Here is a 23,787-nt window from a genome sequence, read left to right as displayed (position 1 = left end):
CGGCCACGTGTATTCGGTCACCAAAGGTGTTCTCAACAAGCATGAGGGACTTGCAGGGACAAGTGGCGTTGGTGACCGGCGCCGCGCGCGGGCAGGGCCGGTCACACGCGATACGCCTGGCGGCCGAGGGTGCCGACGTCATCGCGATCGATCTTTGCGGTCCGGCCTCGCAGACCATCACCTATCCGTCGGCGAGCCCCGACGAACTTGCCGAGACCGCGCGATCGGTGAAGGCGGCCGGCCGCGACGTACTGGCTCGCGAAGTCGACATCCGCGACCTGGCCACGTTGCAACAGGTCGTGGCCGACGGTGTTGCGCAGTTCGGCCGCCTCGACATCGTGGTCGCCAATGCCGGTGTGTTGAGCTGGAATCGGCTCTGGGAGATGTCCGAGGAGCAATGGGACACCGTTATCGACGTCAACCTCAACGGCACCTGGCGCACCATCCGCGCCGCGGTGCCGGCGATGATCTCGGCGGGAAACGGCGGCTCGATTATCATTGTGAGTTCATCGACGGGGATCAAAGCCACGCCCGGCAACGGCCACTACTCAGCCTCCAAACACGGGTTGGTAGGGCTGACCAACGCATTGGCTGTCGAAGTCGGCGAATACGGAATTCGGGTGAATTCGATCCACCCCTACGCCGTCATCACGCCGATGACCGGATTTGAAGGGATGTCGGACATCCTGGCCCGCTATCCGAATTATCTGCACAGTCTGTCACCGATGCCCCTACAACCCCCGAGCATCGACGACCCGGCGCGGCTCGGCTTTCTCGTGCCCGAGGAAGTCTCCGACGTCGTAGCCTGGCTGGCCGGTAGCGGATCGGCCACACTGTCGGGATGCCAAATCCCAGTCGACCGCGGCCAATTGAAGTACTAACCGCGGCGCCACGGACGGCGTGTAACTTCGCCTTTATCGCCACAAACATCGCACTCGTCGGTCCCGGCGCCGTCGGCACGACGGTCGCCGCGCTGCTATCCAAGGCCGGGCATTCGGTGCTGGTCTGCGGGCGCAGCGCCCGCGACAACATCGAACTGCGCCCCGACGGTCAGGACGCGATCGTGGTGCCCGGGCCGGTGCACACCGATCCCGCCGAGGTGTCCGGCCCCGTCGACGTCGTGATCCTGGCGGTCAAGGCCACCCAGAACAACCACGCGGCGCCCTGGCTGTCCAAGCTGTGCGGCGAGCACACCATCGTCACGGTGCTGCAGAACGGCGTCGAGCAGGTGGAGCAGGTCCAGCCGCTGTGCCCGTCGTCGCCCGTGGTCCCGGGCATCGTCTGGTATTCCGCCGAGACCCAGCCGCAAGGGTGGGTGCGGCTGCGCAGCGAAGCCGAGCTGGTGCTGCCCAGCGGACCGTCGGCGCAGACGGTTGCCGAGCTGCTGCGCGGCGCCGGCTGCCGGGTGGACTGCGACCCCGACTTCATCACTGCGGGCTGGCGCAAGCTGCTCACCAATGCGCTGGCCGGGTTCATGGCACTGTCGGGACGGCGCTCCGGAATGTTTCGCCGCGACGACGTCGCCGCGTTGTCTCGTCGCTATGTCGCCGAATGCCTGGCGGTCGCGCGGGCCGAGGGCGCCCGGCTACCCGAAAGCGTGGTCGATGAGCTGGCCGACCTGTTCAGTCAGGCACCGGAAGACATGGGCACCTCGATACTGGCCGACCGTGAGTATCACCGGCCGATGGAATGGGACATCCGCAACGGCGTGATCATTCGTAAGGCCCGCGCGCACAACCTGGCGACACCGATCAGCGACGTGCTGGTGCCGCTGCTGGCCGCGGCCAGCGACGGCCCGGGCTAGGTTTACTGCCATGCACCCCTGCGAACGCGTCGAGCGCGACTTCGTCGACAACGCGCCATTCCGGTTCCGCAACAGCGTCGACCTGGCCATCACGCCCGAGCAGGTTTTCGAGGTGCTTGCCGACGCCGAAGCCTGGCCGCGCTGGGCGTCGGTGATCACCAAGGTGACCTGGACCAGTCCCGAGCCGCGCGGCGTCGGCACCACCCGCATCGTCGAGATGCGTGGGGGCATCACCGGCGACGAGGAGTACCTCGCCTGGGAGCCGTTCACCCACATGGCATTCCGATTCAACGAATGCTCCAGCAAGGCCGTCGCCGCCTTCGCCGAGGACTATCGCGTCGAGGTCATCCCGGGTGGCTGCCGGCTGACCTGGACGATGGCACAGAAACCCGCGGGTCCGGCACGACTGGCGATGGTCTTCACCGGGCCGCTGTTGAACCTGGCGCTGCGCCGGTTTCTGAGCAACCTGCGCCGCTACACCGACAGCCGATTCGCTACTACGCAACAGCGTTAGGTGTGTGCAAAGCTAAATCATGACCTTCAACGAGGGTATGCAGATCGACACCAGCACCGCGGCGTCATCCGGCGGCGGTGGCGGCATGGGGCTGGCGTTCGGCGGTGGTGGCGTTGGGCTGCTAATCCTGGTCGCGGCGTTGTTTTTCGGTGTCGATCCGGGGGTTTTGACCCAGCAGCAGCCGAACACCGGCGGCTACTCGGCTCCCGGTTTCGATCTGAGCAAGTGCAAGACCGGAGCCGATGCCAATAAATACGTGCAGTGCCGCGTGGTCGCCACCGGAAACTCCGTGGACGCGGTGTGGCATCAGTTGATGCCGAATTACACCCGGCCGCATGTGCGCCTGTTCACCAGTTCGGTCAACACCGGCTGCGGACCCGCGACCACCGCGGTCGGGCCGTTCTACTGTCCGGTGGATCAGACCGCGTATTTCGACACCGACTTCTTCAAGGAGCTGGTCGATAAATTCGGTTCCAGCGGTGGACCTTTCGCGCAGGAGTACGTGGTCGCCCACGAATACGGCCATCACGTCCAGCAGTTACAGGGCATCCTGGGCCGCTCCCAGCAGGGTGCACAGGGCGCCGGCGGCAACGGCGTGCGCACCGAATTGCAGGCCGACTGCTACGCCGGTATCTGGGCGCACTACGCGTCGACGGTCAAACAGGAGAGCACCGGCGTGCCGTACCTACAGCCGTTGAGCGACAAGGATATTCAGGACGCGCTCTCGGCCGCCGCCTCCGTCGGCGACGATCGGATCCAGAAGGAGGCGACCGGGCGCGTCAACCCCGAGTCGTGGACACACGGATCCGCCGAACAACGCCAAAAGTGGTTCACCATCGGCTATCAGGCCGGCGACCCACACCAGTGCGACACCTTCGCCTCGACGAATCTCGGCTAAACCCCGGCCAGTAGGCCTTGCAGCTCGGCGCGGTGCTGCTCATCGAGCGGCAGCAGCGGTGCCCGCGGGTCCCCGATCGGGAATCCAAGCAGGTCGAGACCGGCCTTCACGCTGGTGGGCAGGCCGATCGCGACGATGAACTCCAACAACGGCTTGAGGTCGTCGTAGAGCAGCTGCGCCTTCTCCAGATCACCCGCGCGCACCGCGTCATACAGGTCGATGCACGGCTGCGGTCGCAGGTTCGGTGCGGCCGTGCACCATCCGGAGGCGCCCGCCTTCAGGGCCTCGAGCACCAGCGGATTGCTGCCGTTGTAGAACGGCAGTCGGCCACCGGACAGTTCGGTGATGCGCTGCATGCGAGTCAGGTCGCCGGTGGATTCCTTGACCATGGTGACGTTGTCGATGGTCTCGAACATCTTCACCAGCAATTCGGGCGGCATGTCCACGCCGCTGGTAGCCGGGTTGTTGTAGGCCATGATCGGGATGGAAATGGCGTCGCCGATGCTGCGGTAGTGCGCGACGATCTCACGCTCGGTGAGCTTCCAGTAGGACACCGGCAGGATCATCACCGCGTCGGCACCGGCCTGTTGGGCATACTCGGCACGCCGAATAGTCTTGGCAGTAGTCACATCTGACACACCGACGATGACCGGAATCCGGCCGGCGACGGCGGCGATCGTGGTGTCCACCACGGTGTCGAACTCGGGCTCTTCGAGATAAGCCAACTCACCGGTGCTGCCCAACGGTACGATCGCGTGCACCCCGGACGAAACGAGCCGGTCGACCAGCGCGGCCAGCCGGGCGGTGTCGATGCCGTTGTTGAACGGGGTGACCGGGTAGGCGATGATGCCGTGGATCTTGGGAACTGACACAGGTCTCCTTAGCTCGTCAGGGCGTCGGGGTGGCGCGCCAGCGCGCGGCGCGCGTAGTACGCGAAGTTGGCCTGGCTGCGTTTGGGCGTCAGCGTCCAGTCGTGTGCCTCACGGGCCAACTGCTCGGGCAGCGGCTTGACCCGGCCCGCGGCCATGGCCGCCAGCTGCAGCTTCGCTGCCCGCTCGATCAGGATCCCCAGCGAGCAGGCCTCCTCGATGCTGGCGCCGGCAATCACCTGGCCGTGATGCGCCAGCAGCACCGCCTTCTTGTCGCCGAGGGCGGCGCTGATGATCTCACCCTCCTCGTTGCCGACCGGTACACCCGGCCACTCGGCCAAGAATGCGCAGTCGCCGTAGAACGGGGTGGTGTCCATGTGGGAGACCACCAGCGGGACCTCCAGCATCGACAACGCTGCCACATGGAAGGCGTGCGTGTGCACGATGCATTGCACATCGGGTCGGGCGCGGTAGATCCAGCTGTGAAAACGGTTGGCGGGATTGGCCATTCCCTCGCCGTTGAGCACATTGAGGTCCTCGTCGACCAGGAGCAGATTGCCCTCGGTGATCTCGTCGAACCCGAGGCCCAGCCGTTGGGTGTAGTACGTCCCGTCGGTTTCCGCGCGCGCGGTGATCTGTCCGGCCAGCCCGGAATCATGCCCGGCGTCGAACAGTGCGCGGCAAGTCAGGGCCAGCTTCTGCCGCGTGGTCAACCGAGAATCGGCGACGTTGACGGCCAACTGTTGCTCGGCGCGACGCATCAGGTCGGACTTCGAATCGCGGAACGTGGTTGCCATGACACTAAGGTAGCATTAGGGAAACTCTGTGTCATCAGAGCAGTTTGTGTCGTCCGAGCAGGAGGCCAGTCACATGACAGCGCTACTGCGTGCCGTGCGTAGACAACGTGGCCTAACCCTCGAACAGCTCGCCGCACAGACCGGGCTGACCAAGAGCTACCTGTCCAAGATCGAGCGCCGCCAGAGCACACCGTCGATCGCGGTGGCCCTCAGGGTGGCGCGAGCGCTCGAGGTCGATGTCGGGCGGTTGTTCTCCGACGAGGCGGCTCAGGAGAAGATCACCGTCGACCGGGCCGTCGGGGGCGATGGTGACCGCTACCGGGTGCTGGCGTCCACACTGCTCGGAAAGTCCATGTCGCCGTTCGTCGTTCGGCCGACCGCGAACCTGGCCGACAATCCACATGCCGAGCACACGGGTCAAGAATTCGTGTTCGTCCATGCGGGACAGATCAATCTCGACTACGGAGACCAGACCATCGAGCTCGGCACCGGCGACAGCGCCTACTTCGACGCGTCGGTCAGCCACAAGATCCGCGCGATCGGCAGCGATCCGGCCGAGGTCGTCGTCGTCGCGCAGACCGAACCGCGATGACCGAGCTGGTGTTCTCCTACGGCACCCTGCAGCTCCCGGCGGTCCAGCGGGCGACGTTCGGGCGCGAAGTCTGCGGCCGCCACGACGCGATCGTCGGATACGACCTGGACTACGTCACCATCACCGACCCGCACATGATCGCGACCAGCGGCAGCGAACGCCATCCGATCCTGCGTCCCACCGACCGGGCCGGCGCGCAGGGAGACGGGATGGTGTTCGAGATCAGCGGGACCGAGTTGGCTGCCGCCGACGAGTACGAAGTGGACGACTACCGCCGCATCGCGGTACCGCTGGCCTCCGGGCCCACCGCTTGGGTGTACGTCTTCGCGGGCTGACTATCGCCGGGCCGCGCAGGTGACAGTGGTGGTGGCGTCCTGCTGCACGACCACCTGACCGTCCACGGCGATCTCGCAGTGGAACGAGGCCGGGCCGTTGCCCGAATCCGGCCAGTGCAGCATGCCGCTGGCGGTGACGCTCGCCCACTGGTTCGGGTTCGCCAGCGTGGCCGTGTAAACGACCGGCGCTCCGGCGCTGAGCGGGGCCTGCAGGTTGGTCATGAACTTCGACGGGTCCGCGCTGTAAGCGGCCTGGCTAGGCGGGTCGGCGTTCACGTACGAGACGGTGGCGGTCAGATTGTTGGCGCTCGACACGGTGTAGGTCACCTGGTGGCCATCCGCATGGCTGGTCGCGGGCGTGAACACCACCCCTGTGACTGTTGCCAGCATTACCGCTGAGACCGCGCTCGCCATTCTGTGCACGTTCTTCATATCGAAAACGCTACCGGATGCGTTACCCATCGCACTTCTGGCGGAAATCCCTAGTATGCATCTGTGCCCACAGCATTCGTGTTGTCCGGCGGCGCCAGCCTCGGTGCGGTCCATGTGGGGATGCTGCTCGGCCTGGCCGGCGTCGGAGAACGGCCCGATCTGATCGTCGGCACGTCGGTCGGTGCGGTCAATGGCGGGTGGATCGCGTCACGGCCCGACCTCCCCGGAATTCGCGGACTGGCAGAGCTCTGGATTTCGTTGTCGCGAAAGGAGATATTTCCGGCCCATCCGGTCGCCGGGGCGCTGGGCATGCTTGGCCGCCGGTCGCACCTGGTACCCAACACCGGTTTACGACGCGTGCTGACCGACAAATTGGAGTTCACCCGGCTCGAGGATGCACCGATCCCCCTGCATGTGGTGGCCACGGACGTGGTCTCGGGCACCGATGTGCTGCTGTCGTCCGGCAACGCGGCCGACGCAATCGCCGCGAGCGCCGCGATCCCGGGCATATTCCCGCCGGTGCGAATCAACGGGCGGGATCTGATGGACGGCGGCGTCGTGAACAACACTCCGATCTCCCATGCCGTCGCGCTCGGGGCCGACCGGGTCTGGGTATTGCCGACCGGCTACTCGTGCGATCTGCCGGCGTCGCCGACAACTGCGGTGAACATGGCGCTGCACGCCATGACACTGGCCCTCAACCATCGCCTGGCCGCCGACATTGAACGCTTCGAGCAGGCAGTCGACCTACGCGTTGTCCATCCGTTATGCCCGATCGCCACCTCGGGAGCGGATTTCTCGCACGCCGCAACGCTTATCGAGCGATCACACGCGGCCACCCGCGAGTGGCTGGCGGCGCACCCGCCGACCACCGGCCAGGCCGCATTACTCGAGCCGCATACCCACTAGGTCGGGCTTAGCTCAGAACAGCGTGGGCTGGGCCGGCTCCGGGTCGAGGGCTCTGGGCGGTTGTGCGAACGCCCGCTGGTCTCCGGTCAGTCGGTGTTTGGCAATCAGCGGGGCCGCCCGTGCCCGCAGCATCTCGCGATAGTCCGGCGGCAAATACGCTCCGCGCCGGTACAACTCGCGGTAGTTCTCGACGAGCTCGGGATGCGAGCGGGCCAGCCAGGACATAAACCAGCCGCGGGTCGAACGTCGCAGATGCAGGCCGAACACGGTCACGCTGGTGGCGCCGGCAGCCGCGATCTGGCCGAGCAGCCCGTCGAGGTGCTCGGCGGAGTCGGTGAGATGCGGCAGCACCGGTGCGACCATCACATGACAGTCCAGCCCGGCGTCGCGGATCGCGGCGATCAGACCCAGCCGCGCCTGCGGCGTCGGCGTACCCGGCTCGACATCCCGGTGTAGCTCGGCATCCCCGACCGCCAGCGACACCGCGACCGACACCGGAACCTGTTGGGCCGCAGCGGAAATCAACGGAAGGTCCCGTCGCAGCAAGGTGCCCTTGGTCAGAATGGACAGCGGCGTGCCGGCCTCGGTCAGCGCGGCTACGATGCCCGGCATCAGGGCGTAACGGCCCTTGGCGCGCTGGTAGGGATCGGTGTTGGTGCCCAGTGCGACGGTTTCGCGCCGCCACGACGCCCGGCGTAACTCGCGGCGTAAAACCTCCGCGACGTTCGTCTTGACCACGACCTGGGTGTCGAAGTCGGTGCCGCAGTCGAAGTCCAGGTATTCGTGGGTGGGCCGCGCGAAACAATAGCGGCAGGCATGCGAGCAGCCCCGGTAGCCGTTGACGGTGTAGCGAAACGGCAGTGCGGCCGCGTCCGGAATCTTGTTGAGCGCCGATTTGCAGAGCACCTCGTGAAAGGTGATCCCCTCGAACTGCGGGGCGCGCACGCTTCGGACCAGGCCAATCCGCTGCAGCCCTGGAAGTGCTCCGTCGTCAACCGGTTCGCCGTTGACAGCGACGGCTTGGTTCGCCCACCGCATACCGTTATTCGAACAATTGTTCGATGCAATGTCAAGCGGGCCCCCTACACTTGGCCGAGACGAAAACTGCCGGAGGGGCGCTTGTCGAATCCAGAGTACGAAGACGAATTGCGGTCCGAGCAGGGCTACGTGACCGAGCTCTATGCGCGTCTCGATGCCGAACGTGCGCGGGCGAAGGACCGATTCCGCGCGGCATTGCTGGGCGATGGCGAGAGCCTTTCGGATCGGGATGCCGAGGTGCGTGCGGTGGCCAGGGAGGTCAAGCGGCTGGACGTGGCGGACTACGGGCTGTGCTTCGGGCGGTTGGACGCCATTTCCGGCGAACGGTCCTACATCGGCCGGATCGGCCTCTTCGATGCCGACAATGAGTACCAACCGCTGCTGCTCGACTGGCGGGCTCCAGCCGCGCGGGCCTTCTATGTCGCCACCGCCGCCAGCCCCGAGGACATGCACCGGCGTCGCCAGTTCCACACCCGAGGGCGGCGCATCGTCGACTTCACCGATGAGGTGTTCGGCCGGCCGGGCGGCGACGCGCAAGGCGATGCGGCTCTGCTGGCGGCGGTCAACGCCCCGCGCGGCGAGGGCATGCGCGACATCGTTGCCACCATTCAGGCACAGCAGGACGAGATCATCCGGCTCGATAACCCGGGCGTCCTGGTGATCGATGGCGGCCCCGGGACCGGGAAGACGGTCGTCGCACTGCACCGGGTCGCGTACCTGCTGTACACCCAACGCGAGCGCATCGAGCGGCACGGAGTGCTTGTGGTCGGGCCCAATGCGGCGTTCCTTCGCCACGTCGACCGCGTGCTGCCGTCGCTGGGCGAGTCCAGCGTGGTGTTCGTGACACCGGGCGATCTGGTTCCCGGGCTGCACATCACCGCCGAGGACACCCCGGAATGCGCGGCGATCAAAGGCTCACTGAAGATTTTGGACGTGCTGGCGGCAGCGATCGCCGATCGGCAGCGGGTGCCCGAACGTCCGCTGGAAATCGAGCTGGCGGACGTCACGATGCGCATCGACGCCGAGATCGCCGGGTGGGCGCGCGAAGAGGCGCGGGGCAGCGGACAGCCGCATAACCAGGCCCGCGCGGTGTTCGTCGACATCCTCACCTGGGCACTGACCGAGCGGGCGATAGCCCGGATCGGCCGCGGCTGGCTGACCCGCAAGGACCGCGACGCATGGGAGCAGCTGCGCGCGGATCTGCTCTCCGAGCTCGCCGACAACCAACAGTTCGCCGCCGCGCTCGACCGGCTGTGGCCGATCTTGACACCGCAGGAGCTGTTGACTTCGCTGTACCTCTCCCCCGAGCGGCTGCATGCCGTGGGTGCTCCCCAGGCGCTATTGCGCGTTGACGGCCAGGCCTGGACGGTGTCGGACGTGCCGCTGCTCGACGAGCTGGTCGATCTGCTGGGCCGCGACAAGGCCGCCGCGTCCGCCGAGGCCAGCGCCGAGCGGGAGCGCAATTACGAGGCGGAGTACGCCGCCGGCGTGCTGGACCTACTCGAACTGCGCAGCGAGGACTCGATGGACGACGAGGAGCAGTTGCGCGCCCAGCACATGATCTACGCCGAGGACCTGGCGGACCGGTTCGTCGAGCGCGACACTCGTGAACTCGCCGAACGTGCTGCGGCGGATCGGGATTGGACGTACCGGCACATCGTCGTCGACGAGGCCCAGGAACTGTCCGAAATGGACTGGCGGGTGCTGATGCGACGCTGCCCCGGTCGATCCTTCACGGTGGTTGGCGATCTCGCCCAACGGCGGTCGATGGCCGGAGCGACATCGTGGCGGGCGATGCTGCAGCCGTACGTGTCCGGCCGGTGGGAATACCGGCCGCTGTCCGTGAACTACCGGACCCCGGAGGAGATCATGACGGTCGCCGCCGCGTTGCTCGAGGAGTTCGCGCCCGGGGTTCAGCCGCCGGAGTCGGTGCGCGCCTGCGGCGTGCGGCCGTGGTCGCGACAGGTCACCGATGACGAACTAGCCGGTGCTATCCAGGATTTCGTTCGGGACGAATCCGATCGCGAAGGCACCAGCATCGTGATCGGCCCACCCGGCGTGCCGGGCACGGTGCCGGCGTCGGCAACAAAGGGACTGGAGTTCGACGCCGTGCTGGTCGTCGACCCGCAACAGATCCTCGCCGACGGCCCTCGCGGCGCGGCCGAACTCTACGTCGCCCTCACCCGCGCCACGCAACGCCTCGGCGTTGTGCACCGCGACCCACTGCCACAGGCGCTGGCGGGGTTGGCCGAGTACGAGCCACGCGCTCACGTCTAGAACGCTGGCGGCCTGGACCAGTGTCAGCGCCCTCGCCTGCGCCACGCAACGTCTCAGGGCGCTGCCCGCGACGCCTTACCGGTCAGCAGCTCCTCGGGGTGATGGAAACTGTTGCTTCGCGACTGTCCGTAGTCCAGATGTGGTGGCGGAATCCATTCGACGTCGCCGTTTTTGCGTATTCGGGTGGTCCAGCCGCCGGGCTTGATCAGCCGATGATGGGGCCCGCACGCGAAGGTGAGGTTGTCCACGTCGGTGGTATGACAGGCCGCATAGTCATCGATGTGGTGGACTTCGCAGAGGTAACCCGGTACGTCGCAGCCGGGAGCCGAACACCCACGATCTTTGGCATGCAACACAATTCGCTGCCCCGGGGAGGCCAGTCTCTTGGCGTGACAAAGGCCTACCGGGCGGCTCTTGTCGAAGACCGCCAGGTAGTGATGGGCGTGGGTGGCCAGGCGGATGACGTCGGACATGGGCAACAGGGCGCCGCCGCCGGTGAGCGCCTTGCCGGTAGCGGCCTCCAACTCTTGGAGCGTGGTGGTGACAACGATCATGGTCGTACGACGACTGCACTACTACTCAAGCTGCCGCACTGGTTCAGCCCCCGCGATTGCAAGGCACCGCCACCTTGTCACCTCAGTGCGGCGAAGAGTCTTCGCCCTCGGAGGCCCGACGGTCTGCTGCGCGGTTGAATATCGCGCTGACCTTGGCGCGTTGCGCCGGAGTAGGGTCCGGCAACCTGTCGAGCCAGTAGCTCACGGCGTAATCGATGTCGTCGCGACCGCTGGAGACAGCAAGGCGTCGTTTTGCGGGTTTAGCGTCGGGTGTCTGCACGCCTACGAAGGTTTCCGCATCGGTGATGGTCGGCGGTGCAGACACGCCGCGATGTCGCACCGTGCGACGCTCACAACGTGGACGTAGACATCGCTGAGCTTCAAGAAGGGCCGCTGCACCGGTTCGCTGATTGGCCAAACCGCGACATACCGCGCCTACCAGGCGTCTATTCGGTATTCAGCGGCACAGCGTTTATCTATGTCGGCATGGCTGGCCGTGGTGTACAGGTCGAGGACATCGACGACGAAGGCCAGGCAAAAACGAACAGCCAAGGCCTTCTGGGCCGTTTGCGCACTCACGCGAACGGCAAGCGCAGCGGCGATCAGTTCTGTGTGTACGTCTGCGATCGGTTCGTCGTGCCTGATCTGACTTCTGACGTTTTGGCGCTGCTTCGCGGCGGTGCAAACACACTGCTTGACGACTTGACCAAGACCTACATTCGGCAACATTTTCAGTACCGGTATGTCGTGTGCCGTTCAGGCAAGGAAGCGTCGACCGTTGAGGACGCGGTGAAGGCTGGTGCTTTACCTTGCGGGCCACCGCTTTTGAACCCAGGCAAGGCGGTTACGGCGCGTGAGTCTTAGCTGCCGCTGCACTAGACCGCCACAAGATGTGGGGGTAGTTGAGCCCTTCGCCCACCAGATGCACGGCGTGGCGAACCCAGAACGTCGGCGCGCCATTCCATAATGGGGTCAATGCGGACACCCCGCGATCAGCGCGGGTGTTGAGCGCCGGTCACGGGGTGGCCGTGGTGTGTAGTGAAGAACCACCACTGTAATCCCCCCGAGTGCTCCGTCAAATCAGCGACGCACCTGGTGGCTCCGCCGCATTTGGGCTCGGTGCGGGATGTACGGAGGTGCGGCTATGGCGCGCATCAAGTGGCACGACGGCTGGGAAGACGACCTCAATCGTCAGATCCTGGCGCAGCTACAAGAGGCGTGCGACGCGGTTCATCGACGCTACGCGGGGCATCCCGTGGAGCGCGTGAAAGACGGCCTGCAAAGCGAGTTCAAGCGGCGCGGCGCAACAATCACTGATCCTCACCTGACGCAGTTCGCAGAAGCAATCAGCGCAGGCACGCAGTTGAAGATCAAGGACGGTCGCGCGGCCTAGTCAGTAGGCAGAAGCGCCCGTAGGTTCGGCCTGCGGGCGCTCTGCGACGTCGGTTCGGATCTCGGTTCGGCCAATCGAATAATTAATGCGCCGACGACGTGCACGACCATCCAAGCGTCGCTCATCGTGGCATCGGATGCCCAGTGTGCTTCTCCGTCGTTGCGGGTCGCTGCGACCCAGCTGACGGTGTCAGCGATTGTCTTCGTGAGCGGCGTGTCGTTGCCTTTCACCAGACCCGTCTTCTTTGCGGACGTCAGAAGCTCGCCCAGCGTCTTGCCAGTGCAACCCAATGCTCTCAGCGCCTCATGGAGTGCAGTCGCTGCGTCCGTTATGGCGTCGGCTGCGTCGCCGTTGCGTATCTCTGCCAGAGCCTTTTGGTAGACCGTCTCGGTGGCGGCGAAACGCGGCTGTTGATGCAACAGATACAGAGTTGGCGCGACGACTGCGTTGTGCATTTCTTGCGACTCGATATCGATGATCCGACTTGACTGCGTCAAAGAGAACGCGAGTGCGTACGCCTCGAAGATCCGGTTCACGTCAGTCCGAAAGTTCTCGGGTGCCTCGGCGATCCCGCGTGAAATGGAGTGTCCGGGGTCGACGGAGGCGTCGCGCGACTTGGCGACGAGCCACATAAGCGCCTCATGCTCTGCCTCTATGAGTGACAGCAACTCACTTTCCGCTGAAGTCGCAGCGGCTGTCATGTTTCTTGGGGCTAGCTCGATGCCCAGCGATCTGAGCGTGCGGCCTGTGATCGTGTCGGTGAGCGTCGGCCAGAGTGCATCAGGTATCGGCTCAATCGCATCTCTCCACGCGATGTCGAGCTTGATCCGAATGGCCGGCTCGTGAAAGTGCTTGGTCCACTGCGCATCCCCACCAGTCAGCCGTGTTGCTTGTGCCTCTCGGCGCAGCCGCTCGGCGTACAACTCGCCCTCATATTCCACGTGGCAATGTTAGGCACTCGCCCCGACACCAGGCCTACGCCGCGCTGGCTGTGTCGCCCTGTCGGCACTATGCGTCACGCGAGCAGTTGACGCGATCGACGCGCTTGTTCGGGTAGCATTCGTGTTGGTCCCTCCATCGGGGAGGGGCTTGTACCCATTCTCATCGGAGGAATAACAGATGCTGAGTCGTATTGCCCAGGAGTTCGCTGCTGAGATTGCGAACCACGATTGGTCTGATGCCCCGTATCGGCTCGATCGCGCCGGGCACCATCGTGAAGATGATTCGAACCGCGGGACGAAGTTCTTAGAAGAACCAATCGAGGTCGACTGCGTTCGGACGAACGTCATGTGGGTCACGGCGCAGGTGCTGATGCACTCCGACCCGAACCTCGACATCGTCGAATATGCCGAGGCCTGCGGCGTTCCGCGGTCGATCACCCACAACCGCGACGGTCGACCTAGTGGCGTTCTGAGCGCCGGTATCCGGAAGCGCGATGGTCAGATCGCGACACCTGGTCCTTGGGTCTAGCTTCGCGCGGCGTGGTCGGCGGAGGCCGCCAGTCACACGATGTTCAACCCGAGTCGCGTTTGCGCTAATCGCCTACCTCGCGGGAGGTGCCGTAACGCCGCAGGTCACAGCGTTGACACCCCTCCCCCCGGTCGATGTGACCAGTCACGGGACATCTCGTGTGACTGGTCACATCGAACGCGCGCTATGCGGTCGTCGCCACGTTCAGCAGTCTGAATGCCTGCGGTACAACGACATTCGAACCAGTGCGAAACCACAGCAGTGCGCCGCGTTGGCCGGTCGGCCGTCGATTGCTACCGACCAGGTGCGGCACCAGTTCAAGCGTGCTACCGACGCGGTCGACGATGACGAAGTTCGCGAAGTCGCCATACGCCAACAAGTAGTTGTTCGCAGTCGCAGCCGCATCGAACGCGCCGTCCATGTTGCTGTTCTCGTAGGCGGTGCGGCCGAGCAGGATCATTGGATTGAATTGCAGCCCAGGAAATTTGAGGCTGCCTGACGCCGTCTCGAATTGCCTCGCCAGGTTGAGGATGCTGAGGTTCGCGGTCCAGCTGGCTTTCGGTTGAAATCTAGGCGGCAACGCGTTCTGCACGTTGTACGCGTCTGATGCTGCGAACGTTTCAGGTGTGGTCGGCGTGATGAGTGGCACGGTGCCAGCCGACGCCACCAACGACGTGATGACGCCGGTCGGCTGACCTGAACCGGTGCCTACCGTATAGGCAGCCGCAGTCAGTTGGTCTGCGCCATCGACCAAGAGCTTGCCAAGCTCTTGCATGAAGCCGACGGCGTCGCCTTCGACCTCAAAGCCGAACGGCACGAAAGCATCCCCGCGATATACGGGGATCGACGGCTGACCGAGTGTTGGTGATGCGTCGGCGACTTCGGCCGCTTCAGCGGTCCACTCGGCCGACACGCCTGCGCTGGTGACTCCGTTCCAGTTGTCGGTGGTGATCTGCACGACGCGGCTGATCTGCCGAAGCGGATTCACGCTGCCGCTTGATGTGATGATCACGGCAGGGTCCAAGGTCAGCGGGATCATGTATCCGCCGGCTGCGTCGCTGGTTGACATCGCGCGCTGTTCAGCCTGCACCGCAGCCACGGCGCGGTAGGCGTCGGCTTCGTCTGGTGTCCAGGTCAGGTGGCCGTGAGTCGGGTTGGCAAGCAGCTTCGCGAAGGCGCGTTCGTAGTGTTCTGAACCGGCTGCGGCGGCATAGCGTTGCGTCCACGTCTGCTGGTGCGCAGAACCGTTGTGCATCAACGTTTCCACTAGTTCAGCACCAGATGCGGCAAGCCGGTCGGCCTTTACTGCGGCGTCGAGTGCGCGCAGAGCAATGTCGCGCAGGTGACCACCTGGCGCACGATCACGGTCGTTACCGTGGTTATCGCGTTGCACGCCGCCAGAATCGACAATCGCCACGCGGCTGCCAGGCTGGCCAGCAGACCGAATCTCGGCAAGCTGACGCTGACGGTCGCTGATGGCCGTGTTGTGCGATTCGATCAGGCTTGTCAGTTCATCGAAGCGTGCGGCGTCGTCGCCGGTCAGGTCGCCGTCGCCTGCGCGATCCAAGATGCTGCGTGCTTCGCTGCGGTAGGTGTCTGCGTCACGCTCAAGCGTGGCCAGGTTCTTGCCGTCCGTGTTCATGGTGGTGTTGACCTTTCAGAGTTCAAGCAGGCGCAAGCGTCGTTCAGCGACGCCGCGGGGGATGATGAGTTGTGACCGCACGCCAGCGACGGTGGCACCTTCGTAGGCAGGCAGTGCGACCAGGCTGACTTCCATCAAGGCGACTTCGGTGCGTACCACTACATCGCCGTCGAACCGGTCACGAATGCCGCGGAAGCCGACGCTGAAGCTGTCTACGGTGCCGCTGCGAACAAGCTCGAGGACATCGTCACCGTCGCGTGTGTTGGCGATGGTGAAGGCGGCGTGCAGGCCGTCGCGTTCTTCGCGCAGTTCGACGGCGCGACCGACCGGAAACCGGCGTCTGTCATGGGATGCTAGGAGCTTGATCTTGCTGCCGCGTTCGCGAATCGATCTTGCGAATGCGCCGTGTTCGAATCGTTCTCGGTAGGTGCGGCCGTCGCCGTCGCTGACCTCTGCGACCTGACCGAATGGCACGGCAATGCCGTGAACGGTTCGGCCGCTGCCAGCGGTCATGTCGGCGTTGCGAAAGAGTGTGTTGCTCAAGGGTTATCACCTGACGTGACGTTGCGTGATCTCGCTTGCGTCCTGCGTGGTGACCCGTTGTCCGGTTTGTGCCTGCATCTTGCAGGCATCCGGCGTGGCGGTGATACCGAGCTAATTGCGGAGCGTACCAAACGATTTGACGCATTGGCGTGAAGCATCAGCCGCCTAGTTCGGCCAACCATGCGCGCGGCGCGCGCACCAGGCGTTGACCGGCTACGTCGACCATCGCGTCGCGGTCGCCACCATGCAAGCGCACCTGGTAGCGGTCGATGGCCAGCTCTGCGGCATCGGCGTCAACAGATAGGCGTTCGGCCATTGCGCCTACTGCGAGCAGCAGCAGCGTTCGGCGCTCAGTTGGCGTCAGAGCCGCGTTGGCGGTCATTGGTCGGTCCAGTCTGGTGGCACGCAGTCTGGTGGCTCTACGACGAACACAGGTGGCTGCAACGGTGCGCTGTCGAGCAGTGTGCTGCGGCTGGCCATGATGAGTGGTTTGTTGCCCCAGCGGATTTCGATGATGTCATCGGCCTCGTCGAAGAACACGCGTACGCCGTGCGCGTCGTGTTGTTGGCACCAGGCGACGCGTGCCTGTATGTCTTCGGCGTCGAGTGCGTCGATGGCGTCAGTGATGATGCGCGTGATGCGGTCGTTCAGTTCGTCGTCGGTTACCTGCGGCCTGTCGGTCATTGGTGGTGTCCGTTCGTTGCCGCGGTGGTGGTCATTTGGCGGTGGTGGCAGCCTGCGCGCGCGTGAAGGTTTGGATCGGTTACAGCGGTTACATCCGGTACGGCGGCAACCGATGTAACCGATGTAACCGCGGAATTTCTTTCGACCGGCGCAGGTGGCTCTGAAATGTCATCATCGCCTTCGTTGTCGCCTTTGCCGTCGTCTATCGGCACGTACCGCGTCCAGGCGTCTTCGAACTGTGAACGTGCGTAGCCTTTGAAGACCTCAACACTGCCGCGACGTAGCGTCTTCGAACCAATGCCGTACTTGCCGAGTCGATTCGCCAGGCTGCGCGCATCAATCGGCTCGCCGCGTCTGATGGTTGGCCACGGTGATTCAGCCATCGCGTTCAGCGCCGACAGCACTGCAACCGTGGTCAACCTGTCGCCATTCGCCTCGTTGAACACCTTCTGTAGGTCGGCCAGCAGTAGTACGCCGACGCTGGGCTTGCGCTGCCGTGAAGCCGCAACGATGGTCTTCGCCGCGTCGCGTGCCGTGGTCGCCCATGCGTGGCCAGCGAGGTCTGCCACGGCAAGTAGTGCTTCCCATACGTCGGCATCGCGGTCTTGTATCTCTGGCGGCATGTCAGGCCACGTCGGCCTGACACCCTCGTCGGACGACCAGTTGTCGATGCGCTCCGCGAGTTCTTCAGCACCTTTGCCGTTGATGCGCCGACGCCACGGTTCCACTTTCTCGTCACCAAGTCGACGGCGCATTCTGACGACGACACTGCGCGTCATGATCGTGTCAGGCAAGTCGTCAAGGCCAGCCAACGCCACCGCCGCATACGCTGGAAGTTCCTCAGTTTCAACGGTTTTGCCGCGAATAACGCAGCGGCCGGCGACCGCGCCTTTGCGGTGGCCAGCGTTGAGCATGCCGCGTATGTCTTCGTTGTCTTTGGCCTTCGGCCCGAAGATGGTGTCGATTTCGTCGAACAGAATCGTCGGCCTACCGTCGGGATCTGACACCTTCCTGAACAGGTAGGCGGGGCTGGCGTTGACCGCGTGAACCGGGCGCGGCACCAGAGGTTCTGTCACCTCTAGTGCGCGCGACTTCCCTGATGCCGGTTCAGGCGATAAGAACGCGATACGCGGCGTTGACTCCCATTCGTGCATGAACCAGGTGTGCAAGATCCAGAGGGTGTGCGCGATCAGCGCAGCCGGACTCGGGTACACCACGAACCTCGCAAGGTACGTCTTCACGTCGTCAAACAGTTCGGCGGCGTGTTGTTGCGCTGCGGTGTCGACCATCATGCGGGCCTGCGCTTCAACCACGGCCGTTCGGCGTAGAACGCTTCGCGATCAGCAATCGACCGAGCGATTGCAGACCAGTCTGCGGCCGCCGAGATTTCACGGCTGGCGTCGGCGCGTGCCTGCTGGCTGGCATCCCAGTGCAAGACGGCGTGCTGCGCGGCGTCGAGGACCGCGGCCCACTTCGCCGGATCGTGGTCATCAAGCGCGCACCACGCCGGGGTACCAGCCACCGGCCAGCTGTCGACGGTGGCGAGCCACGGCGCGACCAGTAGGTGTACTTCGAACCATGCGACCTGGCGCGATTGAATGCGTGGTTGTCGTGATCGTGTCGTCATGCTGCACCGACGCCGGTCGAACTGGTGTTCAGAATGGCGGCGACCTTCTGCCGCTGCGCATCTGTCATCGGTGCCCAGTCTGCGACGACGCGTTCTGCGCGTTTGCGCAGCGTCGCGTCACGGTGCGCGGCGTCTCCATTGTCAGGCCGGTCGGTCACGGTCATCTCCCTGGTCTGGACATGAAAAAGCCCCCGGCGCGAATCGCGGGGGCTTGCTAGTAGGGTCGTATTCTGTTGTGTGCGTAGCTTTCTGACAGGGCCTAGGCCGAACAGTCGTGTGATCCCCTGACCGGATCGCCAATCAGTTCTTGTTCGACCTGCTCGGCGTCAAGGCGAATGAGGCGAGGTCCCATGCGGTACGCGGTGAGGCGTCCGTCTGCGATGTAGCGACGCACGGTGCGCTCACCGATGCCGTAGGTGTTGACGACCTCGCGGACGGTGATCTTCTTACCCATGGTGGTGCTCCTTCGGATTCTGGGCATGAAAAAACCCCGCAGGTGAATACCGGCGGGGTTCAGATACGCGGATCGCTAGAAGCTGGTTTTTGAGACACGTCTAGCGCGGAACTGACGCTACGCGGCGTGCGGTGGTGTGTCAACGGCTGCCGTGACCTGCATTCGTCGGTCGCGCCGCGGCGTGTGACCGACGACCGCCACGTTGGTCACGCCAGCACTTTCTGCACGAAGTCGATGCATTCAGGTTTGAAGTAGCGGCCGCGCGGGGCAGGGTTAACAACCACAGTGCATAACTCGTCGAGGGCCTTGCCCTTCAGATCGGGTGTCAATGCAGCCCAACGTGTTTCGATAAGATCGGGCCCGTCCTTGATCAGATCCAGTACTGGGTTCCGGCGTGCCGCGCCGCTGATGGCCGCATCGACGGCGTCGATCTTGGCCGACAGGTTTCCTGATTCTCTGCGCACGTCAGCCTCGTCAAGCACATCGTCGGCCAACAACGTCGCAAGCTGACGTTTCTTGGCTTTCAGCGCCTCACGCCTGGTGGTCAACTCTGTGAGATTGACTGCGGCGTCACGGTTGTCGGCCACTATGGCCGCCATCTTCATGTCGTCGCGTAGGTAGCTCAACACGACGGCTTCGACCCAGGCGTCGAGTTCTGGTTGCGTGCGGGACAGGTGTGCCTGCTTCGTGCAGCCGTACCGGTGAAACGTGCGGCCGTTGCTATGCGTCGACACGGTGTGATGCATGACAGCGCCGCACAGGCCGCAGATGTAGCGGTGGGATCCGATGTACTTGCGTTCGTATGAGACGGCGCCCCCGCGGTTGGGATCCCGCAACACTGCGGCCAGGCCGTGGAACGTGTCTTCGTTGATGATGGCCTGCCAGTCGCCTGGGCCAACCACCTTGTCGTGGTAGGTGCGCAACGCGGCGTACCGCGGATTGAGGAGCAGGCGCTTGACGCGTGAGGTGTTCCAGGCGGCTCCGCGCGACGACACGACACCAGATTCGTTCCAGCCGCGGGCGATGGCGCGCAGTGATGTTCCTTCGAGGACGGCAGCCGCCGCCGCGCGTATCAGCGACGCTTCTGGCTCGAGCGGTTCGCCGGTCTGCGTGTAGCCGAAGCACCGGTTCGATGACCACCACGCGCCACTGTCGGCGCGCTGCACGTTCGCACGCTTCTGCCGTTCACCCTTGTGTTCAGACTCTTGCCGCGCCACCGACCCCAAGATACGGGCCAGCATGCGTCCTGACGCGGTTGACAGGTCGAGGTCACCGCCTTGCACGGTACGCAACTGCACGCGACCGGCGTCTGCGACGTCGATGAGGCGTTCGAGGTCTTTCATCGACCGGTACAGGCGGTCGGTGTGCCAGCAGATCAGCGCGTCGAATTCGCCGCGCTTCATCGCATCAAGCATGTCTTCGAAGCCTGGCCGTGTGCGGCCGCTGTAGGCCGAGAGGTCGTTGTCATCGAAGACCTCTACAACGTGCCAGCCGTATTGGTCGGCTAGTGATCGACAGTCTTCGAGCTGGCGTGTGACGCCTAGCTGCTGGCCGGTCGGGTCGTGACTGATGCGCGTGTAGATCGCCGTTCTGACAGGTTGCGGTGCCTGATTCGCCATCCCCGTCACAGTACATTATTCGCACGACGATTATCGTCGCCGGTAACCCATTGTGCTGCCCGAGCTTTCCAGATGACAAGACGGCGCGCAGGGCGGCGTTGAGGCCGTCGTGGCTGTGCTGGCCGGGCGTGCGGTTGTCGCGCTGCATCGCCTCCGCCGGTGTCGCATCGTCGATGGTCGGCGTTTGGTCCTCGGGATTGCACATGCCGGGGGCAGCCAGTTTGGCCATCACAGCCTCGACGGTGGCACGCGTTTCCGGCGTCAGCCAGCCGGTGAGCCGCGACATCCCATCGACGTCCTGCTTCCCCAACGTCAGTACACGTTTGCGAGCCCGATCAACGTCGGTGAAGTTGCCATCCGGGTTGAGGCAGTAGGCCAGTCGGTCCGCCAACTTGCTCACCTGCTCGGGACGAAATTGGGTGGCCTGCTGGGCCAGCTGTTATTCGGCCAGGCCTTGCGTTTCAACGTCCACCCAGGCCGGCAACTGATCGAAGAACTGGCGAATCACCGCGACGTGGCCGCTGCCGATGGCGCCCTCGCGCTGCCCGGCGGCAGTGGCCGGCACCCGCGGCTCCAACCGCTCACCACTCAGCGCTTGGCGTGCACCCAGGTCGTCGGCCACACTGATTCGGCGTGCCGCGTCGGCGCGGGTGATGCGCAGCCGGTCGGCCAGCACAAGCGACAGCTTTCCGCCGATCTCATCCGGTGTCGCCTCCCGGACAAGGCCATTGATCAGCGTATGGGCCGGCACCGGCAGTCGCCGCGCGATCTCTTCAAACCGTTCCAGCAGCCTCAAGCGCTCGGGGTTGGTCAACGCGTCGAACGAGAATTCGCAAACGCGATCCAGGCCAGCGTCGATCGCGTCGACAGCCTCTCGGATCTCGTCACGACCGCTCGAACGCATGTTCGAATGATATCGCCACCCACCGACAAGAAATTGCTGAAACGCAAGTGGCACAAGTGATTACGCTGGGGCAGCCGTACCGTTCCCGGTCACCACACCCATCAGGCCGTCCTGGTAGGTGAGTCCCGGCGGCTTATCCGTAGCCGCGGTCGGGGCATCGGTGGCTTTCGCCGTTGACGTCGGCCAGGCCGCCGGCACCGACAACGACCCCAGCGAGGCCGAGGCGCCCAGAGTCGTGCACTGGACTCTGACGCTGGAGAAGTCGCGGAACGATTTCACCGCCGGCGGATTCTCGGCGCCATGCGACTCGACACGGTCCACGGATGTCTCCCTCCCCCGCGCAATGTTGGGAAGAGAATACGACGAACGCAGAGATTTATTGACGATTCGGCCAAATCTCTGGTGACAGCGGCCCAAACTCGTCCGACTCGCCCGCGACTACCGTTCGAAACGCGAAAGTACTTCGGCGACAACCGAATCGACCGACACCGACACCTGCTCACCGGTCGCGAGATCCTTTACCCCGATGGTGCCGGATTCGATATCGCGATCCCCGGCGACCAGCGCGATGCGGGCCCCCGACCGGTCGGCCGCGCGCATCGCGCCCTTGAGCCCCCGGTCGCCGTAAGCCAGGTCCACCCGGACACCGGCGGCACGCAGCTGACCGCCCAGCACCGCCAGCCGCAGTTTGGCCGGTTCGCTCAACGGCACACCGAAGACCTCGCAGCGCGTGGTCTCCCCCACGCTGCGGCCTTCGGCGCGCAACGCCAGCAGCGTCCGGTCCACGCCAAGCCCAAATCCGATGCCGGACAGGTCTTGTCCGCCGAGCCGGCGCATCAGCCCGTCGTAGCGGCCACCACCGCCGATACCCGACTGGGCGCCCAGGCGAGAGTGCACGAACTCGAAGGTGGTCTTGGTGTAGTAGTCCAGCCCGCGCACCATCCGTGGGTTGATGACGTACGGCACGCCCAGTGCATCCAGGTGGGCCAGCACCGTGTCGAAGTGCTGTTTGGCGGCATCCGAAAGATGATCGAGTAACACCGGGGCATCGGCCGTCATCGCCTTGACCTCGGGTCGTTTGTCGTCGAGTACCCGCAGCGGGTTGATCTCGGCGCGCCTGCGTGTTTCGGGGTCCAGGTCAAGCCCGAACAAGAACCCCTGCAACACTTCCCGGTACTGCGGCCGGCAGCTGTCATCGCCCAGCGAGGTGATTTCCAGCCGGAATCCATCCAGGCCCAGCGACCGGAACCCGCCGTCGGCGATCGCGATCACCTCGGCGTCCAGCGCGGGATCGTCGACGCCGATCGCCTCGACGCCGACCTGCTGCAGCTGGCGATAGCGGCCGGCTTGCGGTCGCTCGTAGCGGAAAAACGGACCCGAATAACACAGTTTGACCGGCAGCGCGCCGCGGTCCAGGCCGTGTTCGATCACCGCCCGTACCACCCCGGCGGTGCCCTCCGGCCGCAGCGTCACCGAGCGATCACCGCGATCCGCGAACGTGTACATCTCCTTGGACACCACGTCGGTGGATTCACCGACACCGCGGGCGAACAGCCCGGTGTCCTCGAAGATGGGTAGCTCAATATCGCCGTAACCGGCCCGACGGGCGGCGCTGAGCAGCCCATCACGCACCGCGACAAACTGCGCCGAGTCCGGCGGAACGTAATCCGGCACACCCTTGGGACCAGAGAACGCAGTGAAAGACTCCGTCATCCGGTCAGGCCTTCGAGGAACGGGTTGAAACGCCGCTCGGCACCGATCGTGGTGGAGTTGCCGTGACCGGGCAGCACCACGGTGTTGTCGTCGAGCACCAACAGTTTGTCGAGGATCGAGGTCAGCAGATCGCGACCGCTGCCGCCGAACAGGTCGGTGCGGCCCACCGAGCGCTCGAACAGCGTGTCACCGGTGAACACCACGTCGGCGTCGGCCTTGGCGGCTTGCGCAACCCGGAAGACCACCGATCCGCGGGTGTGCCCTGGTGTGTGATCGACGTTGACGCTCACGTTGCCGAGGTCGATCTTGTCGCCGTCGCGGTCTAACTCGACCACCTGCTTGGGCTCGCGGAAGAACGCACCCGTCGCCAGCTGCGCCAGCCTCGGCCCAAGGCCGTGAATCGGGTCTTTCAGCATGAAACGGTCTTCGGGATGAATGTAGGTCGGGCAGCCGTAGCTGTCGGACACTTTCTGAGCAGACCACATGTGGTCGATGTGACCGTGGGTGAGCAGCACCGCGGCCGGCGTCAGCCGATTCTGGACGAGGATGCGCCGCAACGGACCCATCACCCGCTGCCCAGGATCCACGATGACGGCGTCCGTTCCGGGTCGCTCGGCCAGCACGTAGCAGTTGCACTGCAACATGCCAGCGGGAAATCCGGTGATCAACACGCTTCCCAGTTTCCCACGGGGGCCGCTTGACACCGAACGCCGCGCTCG

At 64.6% G+C, this 23,787-nt stretch carries 29 protein-coding genes and 2 pseudogenes; 11 read left to right on the top strand and 20 right to left on the bottom strand.

What is annotated here, in order from left to right; genetic code table 11:
* Positions 1-41: 41 nt before the first annotated feature.
* From H7K34_RS17080 to ypfJ, 4 genes are read left to right on the top strand one after another with little or no spacing between them, the layout of a single operon-like run.
* Positions 42-881, top strand: a complete 840-nt coding sequence (locus H7K34_RS17080; protein WP_264063178.1) for a mycofactocin-coupled SDR family oxidoreductase — start codon at positions 42-44, stop codon at positions 879-881.
* A gap of 35 nt (positions 882-916) precedes the next feature.
* A complete protein-coding gene (locus H7K34_RS17075) occupies positions 917-1,804 on the top strand; it encodes an oxidoreductase (protein WP_264063587.1) in 888 nt (295 codons plus the stop codon).
* A gap of 10 nt (positions 1,805-1,814) precedes the next feature.
* Positions 1,815-2,318: an SRPBCC family protein gene (locus H7K34_RS17070; protein WP_264063177.1), complete on the top strand. Its 504-nt coding sequence runs from the start codon at positions 1,815-1,817 to the stop codon at positions 2,316-2,318.
* A gap of 19 nt (positions 2,319-2,337) precedes the next feature.
* On the top strand, positions 2,338-3,216 hold the full coding sequence (gene ypfJ, locus H7K34_RS17065; RefSeq protein ID WP_264063176.1) for a KPN_02809 family neutral zinc metallopeptidase: 879 nt from the start codon (positions 2,338-2,340) through the stop codon (positions 3,214-3,216).
* On the opposite strand, the gene H7K34_RS17060 is transcribed toward ypfJ, so the two are convergent.
* Together H7K34_RS17060 and H7K34_RS17055 are read right to left on the bottom strand one after the other, a co-directional pair.
* Complete coding sequence (locus H7K34_RS17060; protein WP_264063175.1) at positions 3,213-4,088, bottom strand: dihydrodipicolinate synthase family protein; 876 nt, start codon at positions 4,086-4,088, stop codon at positions 3,213-3,215. The two genes, ypfJ and H7K34_RS17060, sit on opposite strands and share 4 nt — an antisense overlap.
* 8 nt (positions 4,089-4,096) lie before the next feature.
* Positions 4,097-4,882: an aldolase gene (locus H7K34_RS17055; RefSeq protein WP_264063174.1), complete on the bottom strand. Its 786-nt coding sequence runs from the start codon at positions 4,880-4,882 to the stop codon at positions 4,097-4,099.
* Between the two features lie 73 nt (positions 4,883-4,955).
* Here H7K34_RS17055 and H7K34_RS17050 point away from each other — a divergent pair, with 73 nt between their 5' ends.
* Both H7K34_RS17050 and H7K34_RS17045 read left to right on the top strand, forming a co-directional pair.
* Complete coding sequence (locus tag H7K34_RS17050) at positions 4,956-5,474, top strand: helix-turn-helix domain-containing protein (RefSeq protein WP_264063173.1); 519 nt, start codon at positions 4,956-4,958, stop codon at positions 5,472-5,474.
* Positions 5,471-5,809 carry a gamma-glutamylcyclotransferase family protein gene (locus H7K34_RS17045; protein WP_264063172.1) on the top strand — a complete coding sequence of 113 codons (339 nt, stop codon included), beginning with the start codon at positions 5,471-5,473 and terminating at the stop codon, positions 5,807-5,809. The genes H7K34_RS17050 and H7K34_RS17045 overlap by 4 nt, the downstream gene beginning before the upstream one ends.
* On the opposite strand, the gene H7K34_RS17040 is transcribed toward H7K34_RS17045, so the two are convergent.
* Positions 5,810-6,241 (bottom strand): hypothetical protein, encoded by a 432-nt coding sequence (locus H7K34_RS17040; RefSeq protein WP_264063171.1) that lies wholly within the window; start codon positions 6,239-6,241, stop codon positions 5,810-5,812.
* A 63-nt stretch (positions 6,242-6,304) separates the two neighbouring features.
* Between H7K34_RS17040 and H7K34_RS17035 the strand changes: the two genes are divergently transcribed.
* Positions 6,305-7,150, top strand: coding sequence for a patatin-like phospholipase family protein (locus tag H7K34_RS17035; RefSeq protein ID WP_264063170.1), 846 nt, complete (start codon positions 6,305-6,307; stop codon positions 7,148-7,150).
* Positions 7,151-7,162: 12 nt separating this feature from the next.
* Here the strand turns inward: H7K34_RS17035 and H7K34_RS17030 are convergent, their stop codons facing one another.
* Positions 7,163-8,188: an Rv2578c family radical SAM protein gene (locus tag H7K34_RS17030; protein ID WP_264063169.1), complete on the bottom strand. Its 1,026-nt coding sequence runs from the start codon at positions 8,186-8,188 to the stop codon at positions 7,163-7,165.
* An 81-nt stretch (positions 8,189-8,269) separates the two neighbouring features.
* On the opposite strand from H7K34_RS17030, the gene helR reads away from it, so the two are divergent.
* Positions 8,270-10,465, top strand: coding sequence for an RNA polymerase recycling motor ATPase HelR (helR, locus tag H7K34_RS17025; protein ID WP_264063168.1), 2,196 nt, complete (start codon positions 8,270-8,272; stop codon positions 10,463-10,465).
* A gap of 53 nt (positions 10,466-10,518) precedes the next feature.
* Here helR and H7K34_RS17020 read toward each other — a convergent pair.
* Both H7K34_RS17020 and H7K34_RS17015 read right to left on the bottom strand, forming a co-directional pair.
* Positions 10,519-11,016 (bottom strand): annotated as a pseudogene (locus tag H7K34_RS17020) (DUF222 domain-containing protein); the annotation flags it as partial.
* An 85-nt stretch (positions 11,017-11,101) separates the two neighbouring features.
* The gene (locus H7K34_RS17015; RefSeq protein ID WP_264063167.1) at positions 11,102-11,344 is read right to left on the bottom strand and encodes a hypothetical protein; all 243 of its coding nucleotides are present in this window, start codon (positions 11,342-11,344) and stop codon (positions 11,102-11,104) included.
* A 32-nt stretch (positions 11,345-11,376) separates the two neighbouring features.
* Between H7K34_RS17015 and H7K34_RS17010 the strand changes: the two genes are divergently transcribed.
* Positions 11,377-11,883 carry a hypothetical protein gene (locus tag H7K34_RS17010; protein ID WP_264063165.1) on the top strand — a complete coding sequence of 169 codons (507 nt, stop codon included), beginning with the start codon at positions 11,377-11,379 and terminating at the stop codon, positions 11,881-11,883.
* Positions 11,884-12,163: 280 nt separating this feature from the next.
* Complete coding sequence (locus tag H7K34_RS17005) at positions 12,164-12,412, top strand: hypothetical protein (protein WP_264063164.1); 249 nt, start codon at positions 12,164-12,166, stop codon at positions 12,410-12,412.
* Here H7K34_RS17005 and H7K34_RS17000 read toward each other — a convergent pair.
* Positions 12,409-13,353 carry a hypothetical protein gene (locus H7K34_RS17000; RefSeq protein ID WP_264063163.1) on the bottom strand — a complete coding sequence of 315 codons (945 nt, stop codon included), beginning with the start codon at positions 13,351-13,353 and terminating at the stop codon, positions 12,409-12,411. The two genes, H7K34_RS17005 and H7K34_RS17000, sit on opposite strands and share 4 nt — an antisense overlap.
* Positions 13,354-13,531: 178 nt before the next feature.
* Here H7K34_RS17000 and H7K34_RS16995 point away from each other — a divergent pair, with 178 nt between their 5' ends.
* Positions 13,532-13,882: a hypothetical protein gene (locus H7K34_RS16995; RefSeq protein WP_264063162.1), complete on the top strand. Its 351-nt coding sequence runs from the start codon at positions 13,532-13,534 to the stop codon at positions 13,880-13,882.
* 184 nt (positions 13,883-14,066) lie between these two features.
* Here the strand turns inward: H7K34_RS16995 and H7K34_RS16990 are convergent, their stop codons facing one another.
* From H7K34_RS16990 to H7K34_RS16930, 13 genes and pseudogenes are all read right to left on the bottom strand, one after another.
* Positions 14,067-15,524 (bottom strand): phage major capsid protein, encoded by a 1,458-nt coding sequence (locus H7K34_RS16990; protein WP_264063161.1) that lies wholly within the window; start codon positions 15,522-15,524, stop codon positions 14,067-14,069.
* A gap of 15 nt (positions 15,525-15,539) precedes the next feature.
* Positions 15,540-16,067: an HK97 family phage prohead protease gene (locus tag H7K34_RS16985; protein ID WP_264063160.1), complete on the bottom strand. Its 528-nt coding sequence runs from the start codon at positions 16,065-16,067 to the stop codon at positions 15,540-15,542.
* Between the two features lie 157 nt (positions 16,068-16,224).
* Positions 16,225-16,449 (bottom strand): hypothetical protein, encoded by a 225-nt coding sequence (locus H7K34_RS16980; protein ID WP_264063159.1) that lies wholly within the window; start codon positions 16,447-16,449, stop codon positions 16,225-16,227.
* A complete protein-coding gene (locus H7K34_RS16975; RefSeq protein ID WP_264063158.1) occupies positions 16,446-16,751 on the bottom strand; it encodes a hypothetical protein in 306 nt (101 codons plus the stop codon). The genes H7K34_RS16980 and H7K34_RS16975 overlap by 4 nt, the downstream gene beginning before the upstream one ends.
* Positions 16,748-18,043 carry a DUF3631 domain-containing protein gene (locus H7K34_RS16970; protein WP_308205451.1) on the bottom strand — a complete coding sequence of 432 codons (1,296 nt, stop codon included), beginning with the start codon at positions 18,041-18,043 and terminating at the stop codon, positions 16,748-16,750. Before H7K34_RS16970 ends, H7K34_RS16975 begins: the two co-directional genes overlap by 4 nt.
* A complete protein-coding gene (locus H7K34_RS16965; RefSeq protein WP_264063155.1) occupies positions 18,040-18,378 on the bottom strand; it encodes a DUF2742 domain-containing protein in 339 nt (112 codons plus the stop codon). The genes H7K34_RS16970 and H7K34_RS16965 overlap by 4 nt, the downstream gene beginning before the upstream one ends.
* The gene (locus tag H7K34_RS16960; RefSeq protein ID WP_264063154.1) at positions 18,375-18,542 is read right to left on the bottom strand and encodes a hypothetical protein; all 168 of its coding nucleotides are present in this window, start codon (positions 18,540-18,542) and stop codon (positions 18,375-18,377) included. The genes H7K34_RS16965 and H7K34_RS16960 overlap by 4 nt, the downstream gene beginning before the upstream one ends.
* A gap of 95 nt (positions 18,543-18,637) precedes the next feature.
* Positions 18,638-18,832, bottom strand: a complete 195-nt coding sequence (locus H7K34_RS16955) for an excisionase family DNA-binding protein (RefSeq protein ID WP_264063153.1) — start codon at positions 18,830-18,832, stop codon at positions 18,638-18,640.
* Between the two features lie 206 nt (positions 18,833-19,038).
* Positions 19,039-20,415 carry a recombinase family protein gene (locus H7K34_RS16950; RefSeq protein ID WP_372510802.1) on the bottom strand — a complete coding sequence of 459 codons (1,377 nt, stop codon included), beginning with the start codon at positions 20,413-20,415 and terminating at the stop codon, positions 19,039-19,041.
* Positions 20,297-21,355: pseudogene (locus H7K34_RS16945) on the bottom strand (13E12 repeat family protein). The gene H7K34_RS16950 and the pseudogene H7K34_RS16945 overlap by 119 nt, the downstream one beginning before the upstream one ends.
* A 60-nt stretch (positions 21,356-21,415) precedes the next feature.
* Positions 21,416-21,676, bottom strand: coding sequence for a PPE family protein, SVP subgroup (locus tag H7K34_RS16940; RefSeq protein WP_264063151.1), 261 nt, complete (start codon positions 21,674-21,676; stop codon positions 21,416-21,418).
* 117 nt (positions 21,677-21,793) lie between these two features.
* On the bottom strand, positions 21,794-23,068 hold the full coding sequence (gene hisS / locus H7K34_RS16935) for a histidine--tRNA ligase (RefSeq protein WP_264063150.1): 1,275 nt from the start codon (positions 23,066-23,068) through the stop codon (positions 21,794-21,796).
* Positions 23,065-23,739, bottom strand: coding sequence for an MBL fold metallo-hydrolase (locus H7K34_RS16930; RefSeq protein WP_264063149.1), 675 nt, complete (start codon positions 23,737-23,739; stop codon positions 23,065-23,067). Before H7K34_RS16930 ends, hisS begins: the two co-directional genes overlap by 4 nt.
* Positions 23,740-23,787 lie beyond the last annotated feature (48 nt).

The organism is Mycobacterium montefiorense (assembly GCF_025823255.1).
Taxonomy (GTDB): domain Bacteria; phylum Actinomycetota; class Actinomycetes; order Mycobacteriales; family Mycobacteriaceae; genus Mycobacterium; species Mycobacterium montefiorense.
This window is presented reverse-complemented; position numbering and strand designations above follow the sequence as displayed.

What these genes read in the sequence shown, in the direction of transcription:
- H7K34_RS17080 (WP_264063178.1), top strand. Translation starts at nt 42, where the DNA reads ATGAGGGACTTGCAGGGACAAGTGGCGTTGGTGACCGGCGCCGCGCGC.
- H7K34_RS17070 (WP_264063177.1), top strand. Translation starts at nt 1,815, where the DNA reads ATGCACCCCTGCGAACGCGTCGAGCGCGACTTCGTCGACAACGCGCCA.
- ypfJ (WP_264063176.1), top strand. Translation starts at nt 2,338, where the DNA reads ATGACCTTCAACGAGGGTATGCAGATCGACACCAGCACCGCGGCGTCA.
- H7K34_RS17055 (WP_264063174.1), bottom strand. Translation starts at nt 4,882, where the DNA reads ATGGCAACCACGTTCCGCGATTCGAAGTCCGACCTGATGCGTCGCGCC.
- H7K34_RS17050 (WP_264063173.1), top strand. Translation starts at nt 4,956, where the DNA reads ATGACAGCGCTACTGCGTGCCGTGCGTAGACAACGTGGCCTAACCCTC.
- H7K34_RS17045 (WP_264063172.1), top strand. Translation starts at nt 5,471, where the DNA reads ATGACCGAGCTGGTGTTCTCCTACGGCACCCTGCAGCTCCCGGCGGTC.
- H7K34_RS17040 (WP_264063171.1), bottom strand. Translation starts at nt 6,241, where the DNA reads ATGAAGAACGTGCACAGAATGGCGAGCGCGGTCTCAGCGGTAATGCTG.
- H7K34_RS17030 (WP_264063169.1), bottom strand. Translation starts at nt 8,188, where the DNA reads ATGCGGTGGGCGAACCAAGCCGTCGCTGTCAACGGCGAACCGGTTGAC.
- H7K34_RS17005 (WP_264063164.1), top strand. Translation starts at nt 12,164, where the DNA reads ATGGCGCGCATCAAGTGGCACGACGGCTGGGAAGACGACCTCAATCGT.
- H7K34_RS16995 (WP_264063162.1), top strand. Translation starts at nt 13,532, where the DNA reads ATGCTGAGTCGTATTGCCCAGGAGTTCGCTGCTGAGATTGCGAACCAC.
- H7K34_RS16990 (WP_264063161.1), bottom strand. Translation starts at nt 15,524, where the DNA reads ATGAACACGGACGGCAAGAACCTGGCCACGCTTGAGCGTGACGCAGAC.
- H7K34_RS16980 (WP_264063159.1), bottom strand. Translation starts at nt 16,449, where the DNA reads ATGACCGCCAACGCGGCTCTGACGCCAACTGAGCGCCGAACGCTGCTG.
- H7K34_RS16975 (WP_264063158.1), bottom strand. Translation starts at nt 16,751, where the DNA reads ATGACCGACAGGCCGCAGGTAACCGACGACGAACTGAACGACCGCATC.
- H7K34_RS16970 (WP_308205451.1), bottom strand. Translation starts at nt 18,043, where the DNA reads ATGATGGTCGACACCGCAGCGCAACAACACGCCGCCGAACTGTTTGAC.
- H7K34_RS16965 (WP_264063155.1), bottom strand. Translation starts at nt 18,378, where the DNA reads ATGACGACACGATCACGACAACCACGCATTCAATCGCGCCAGGTCGCA.
- H7K34_RS16960 (WP_264063154.1), bottom strand. Translation starts at nt 18,542, where the DNA reads ATGACCGTGACCGACCGGCCTGACAATGGAGACGCCGCGCACCGTGAC.
- H7K34_RS16955 (WP_264063153.1), bottom strand. Translation starts at nt 18,832, where the DNA reads ATGGGTAAGAAGATCACCGTCCGCGAGGTCGTCAACACCTACGGCATC.
- hisS (WP_264063150.1), bottom strand. Translation starts at nt 23,068, where the DNA reads ATGACGGAGTCTTTCACTGCGTTCTCTGGTCCCAAGGGTGTGCCGGAT.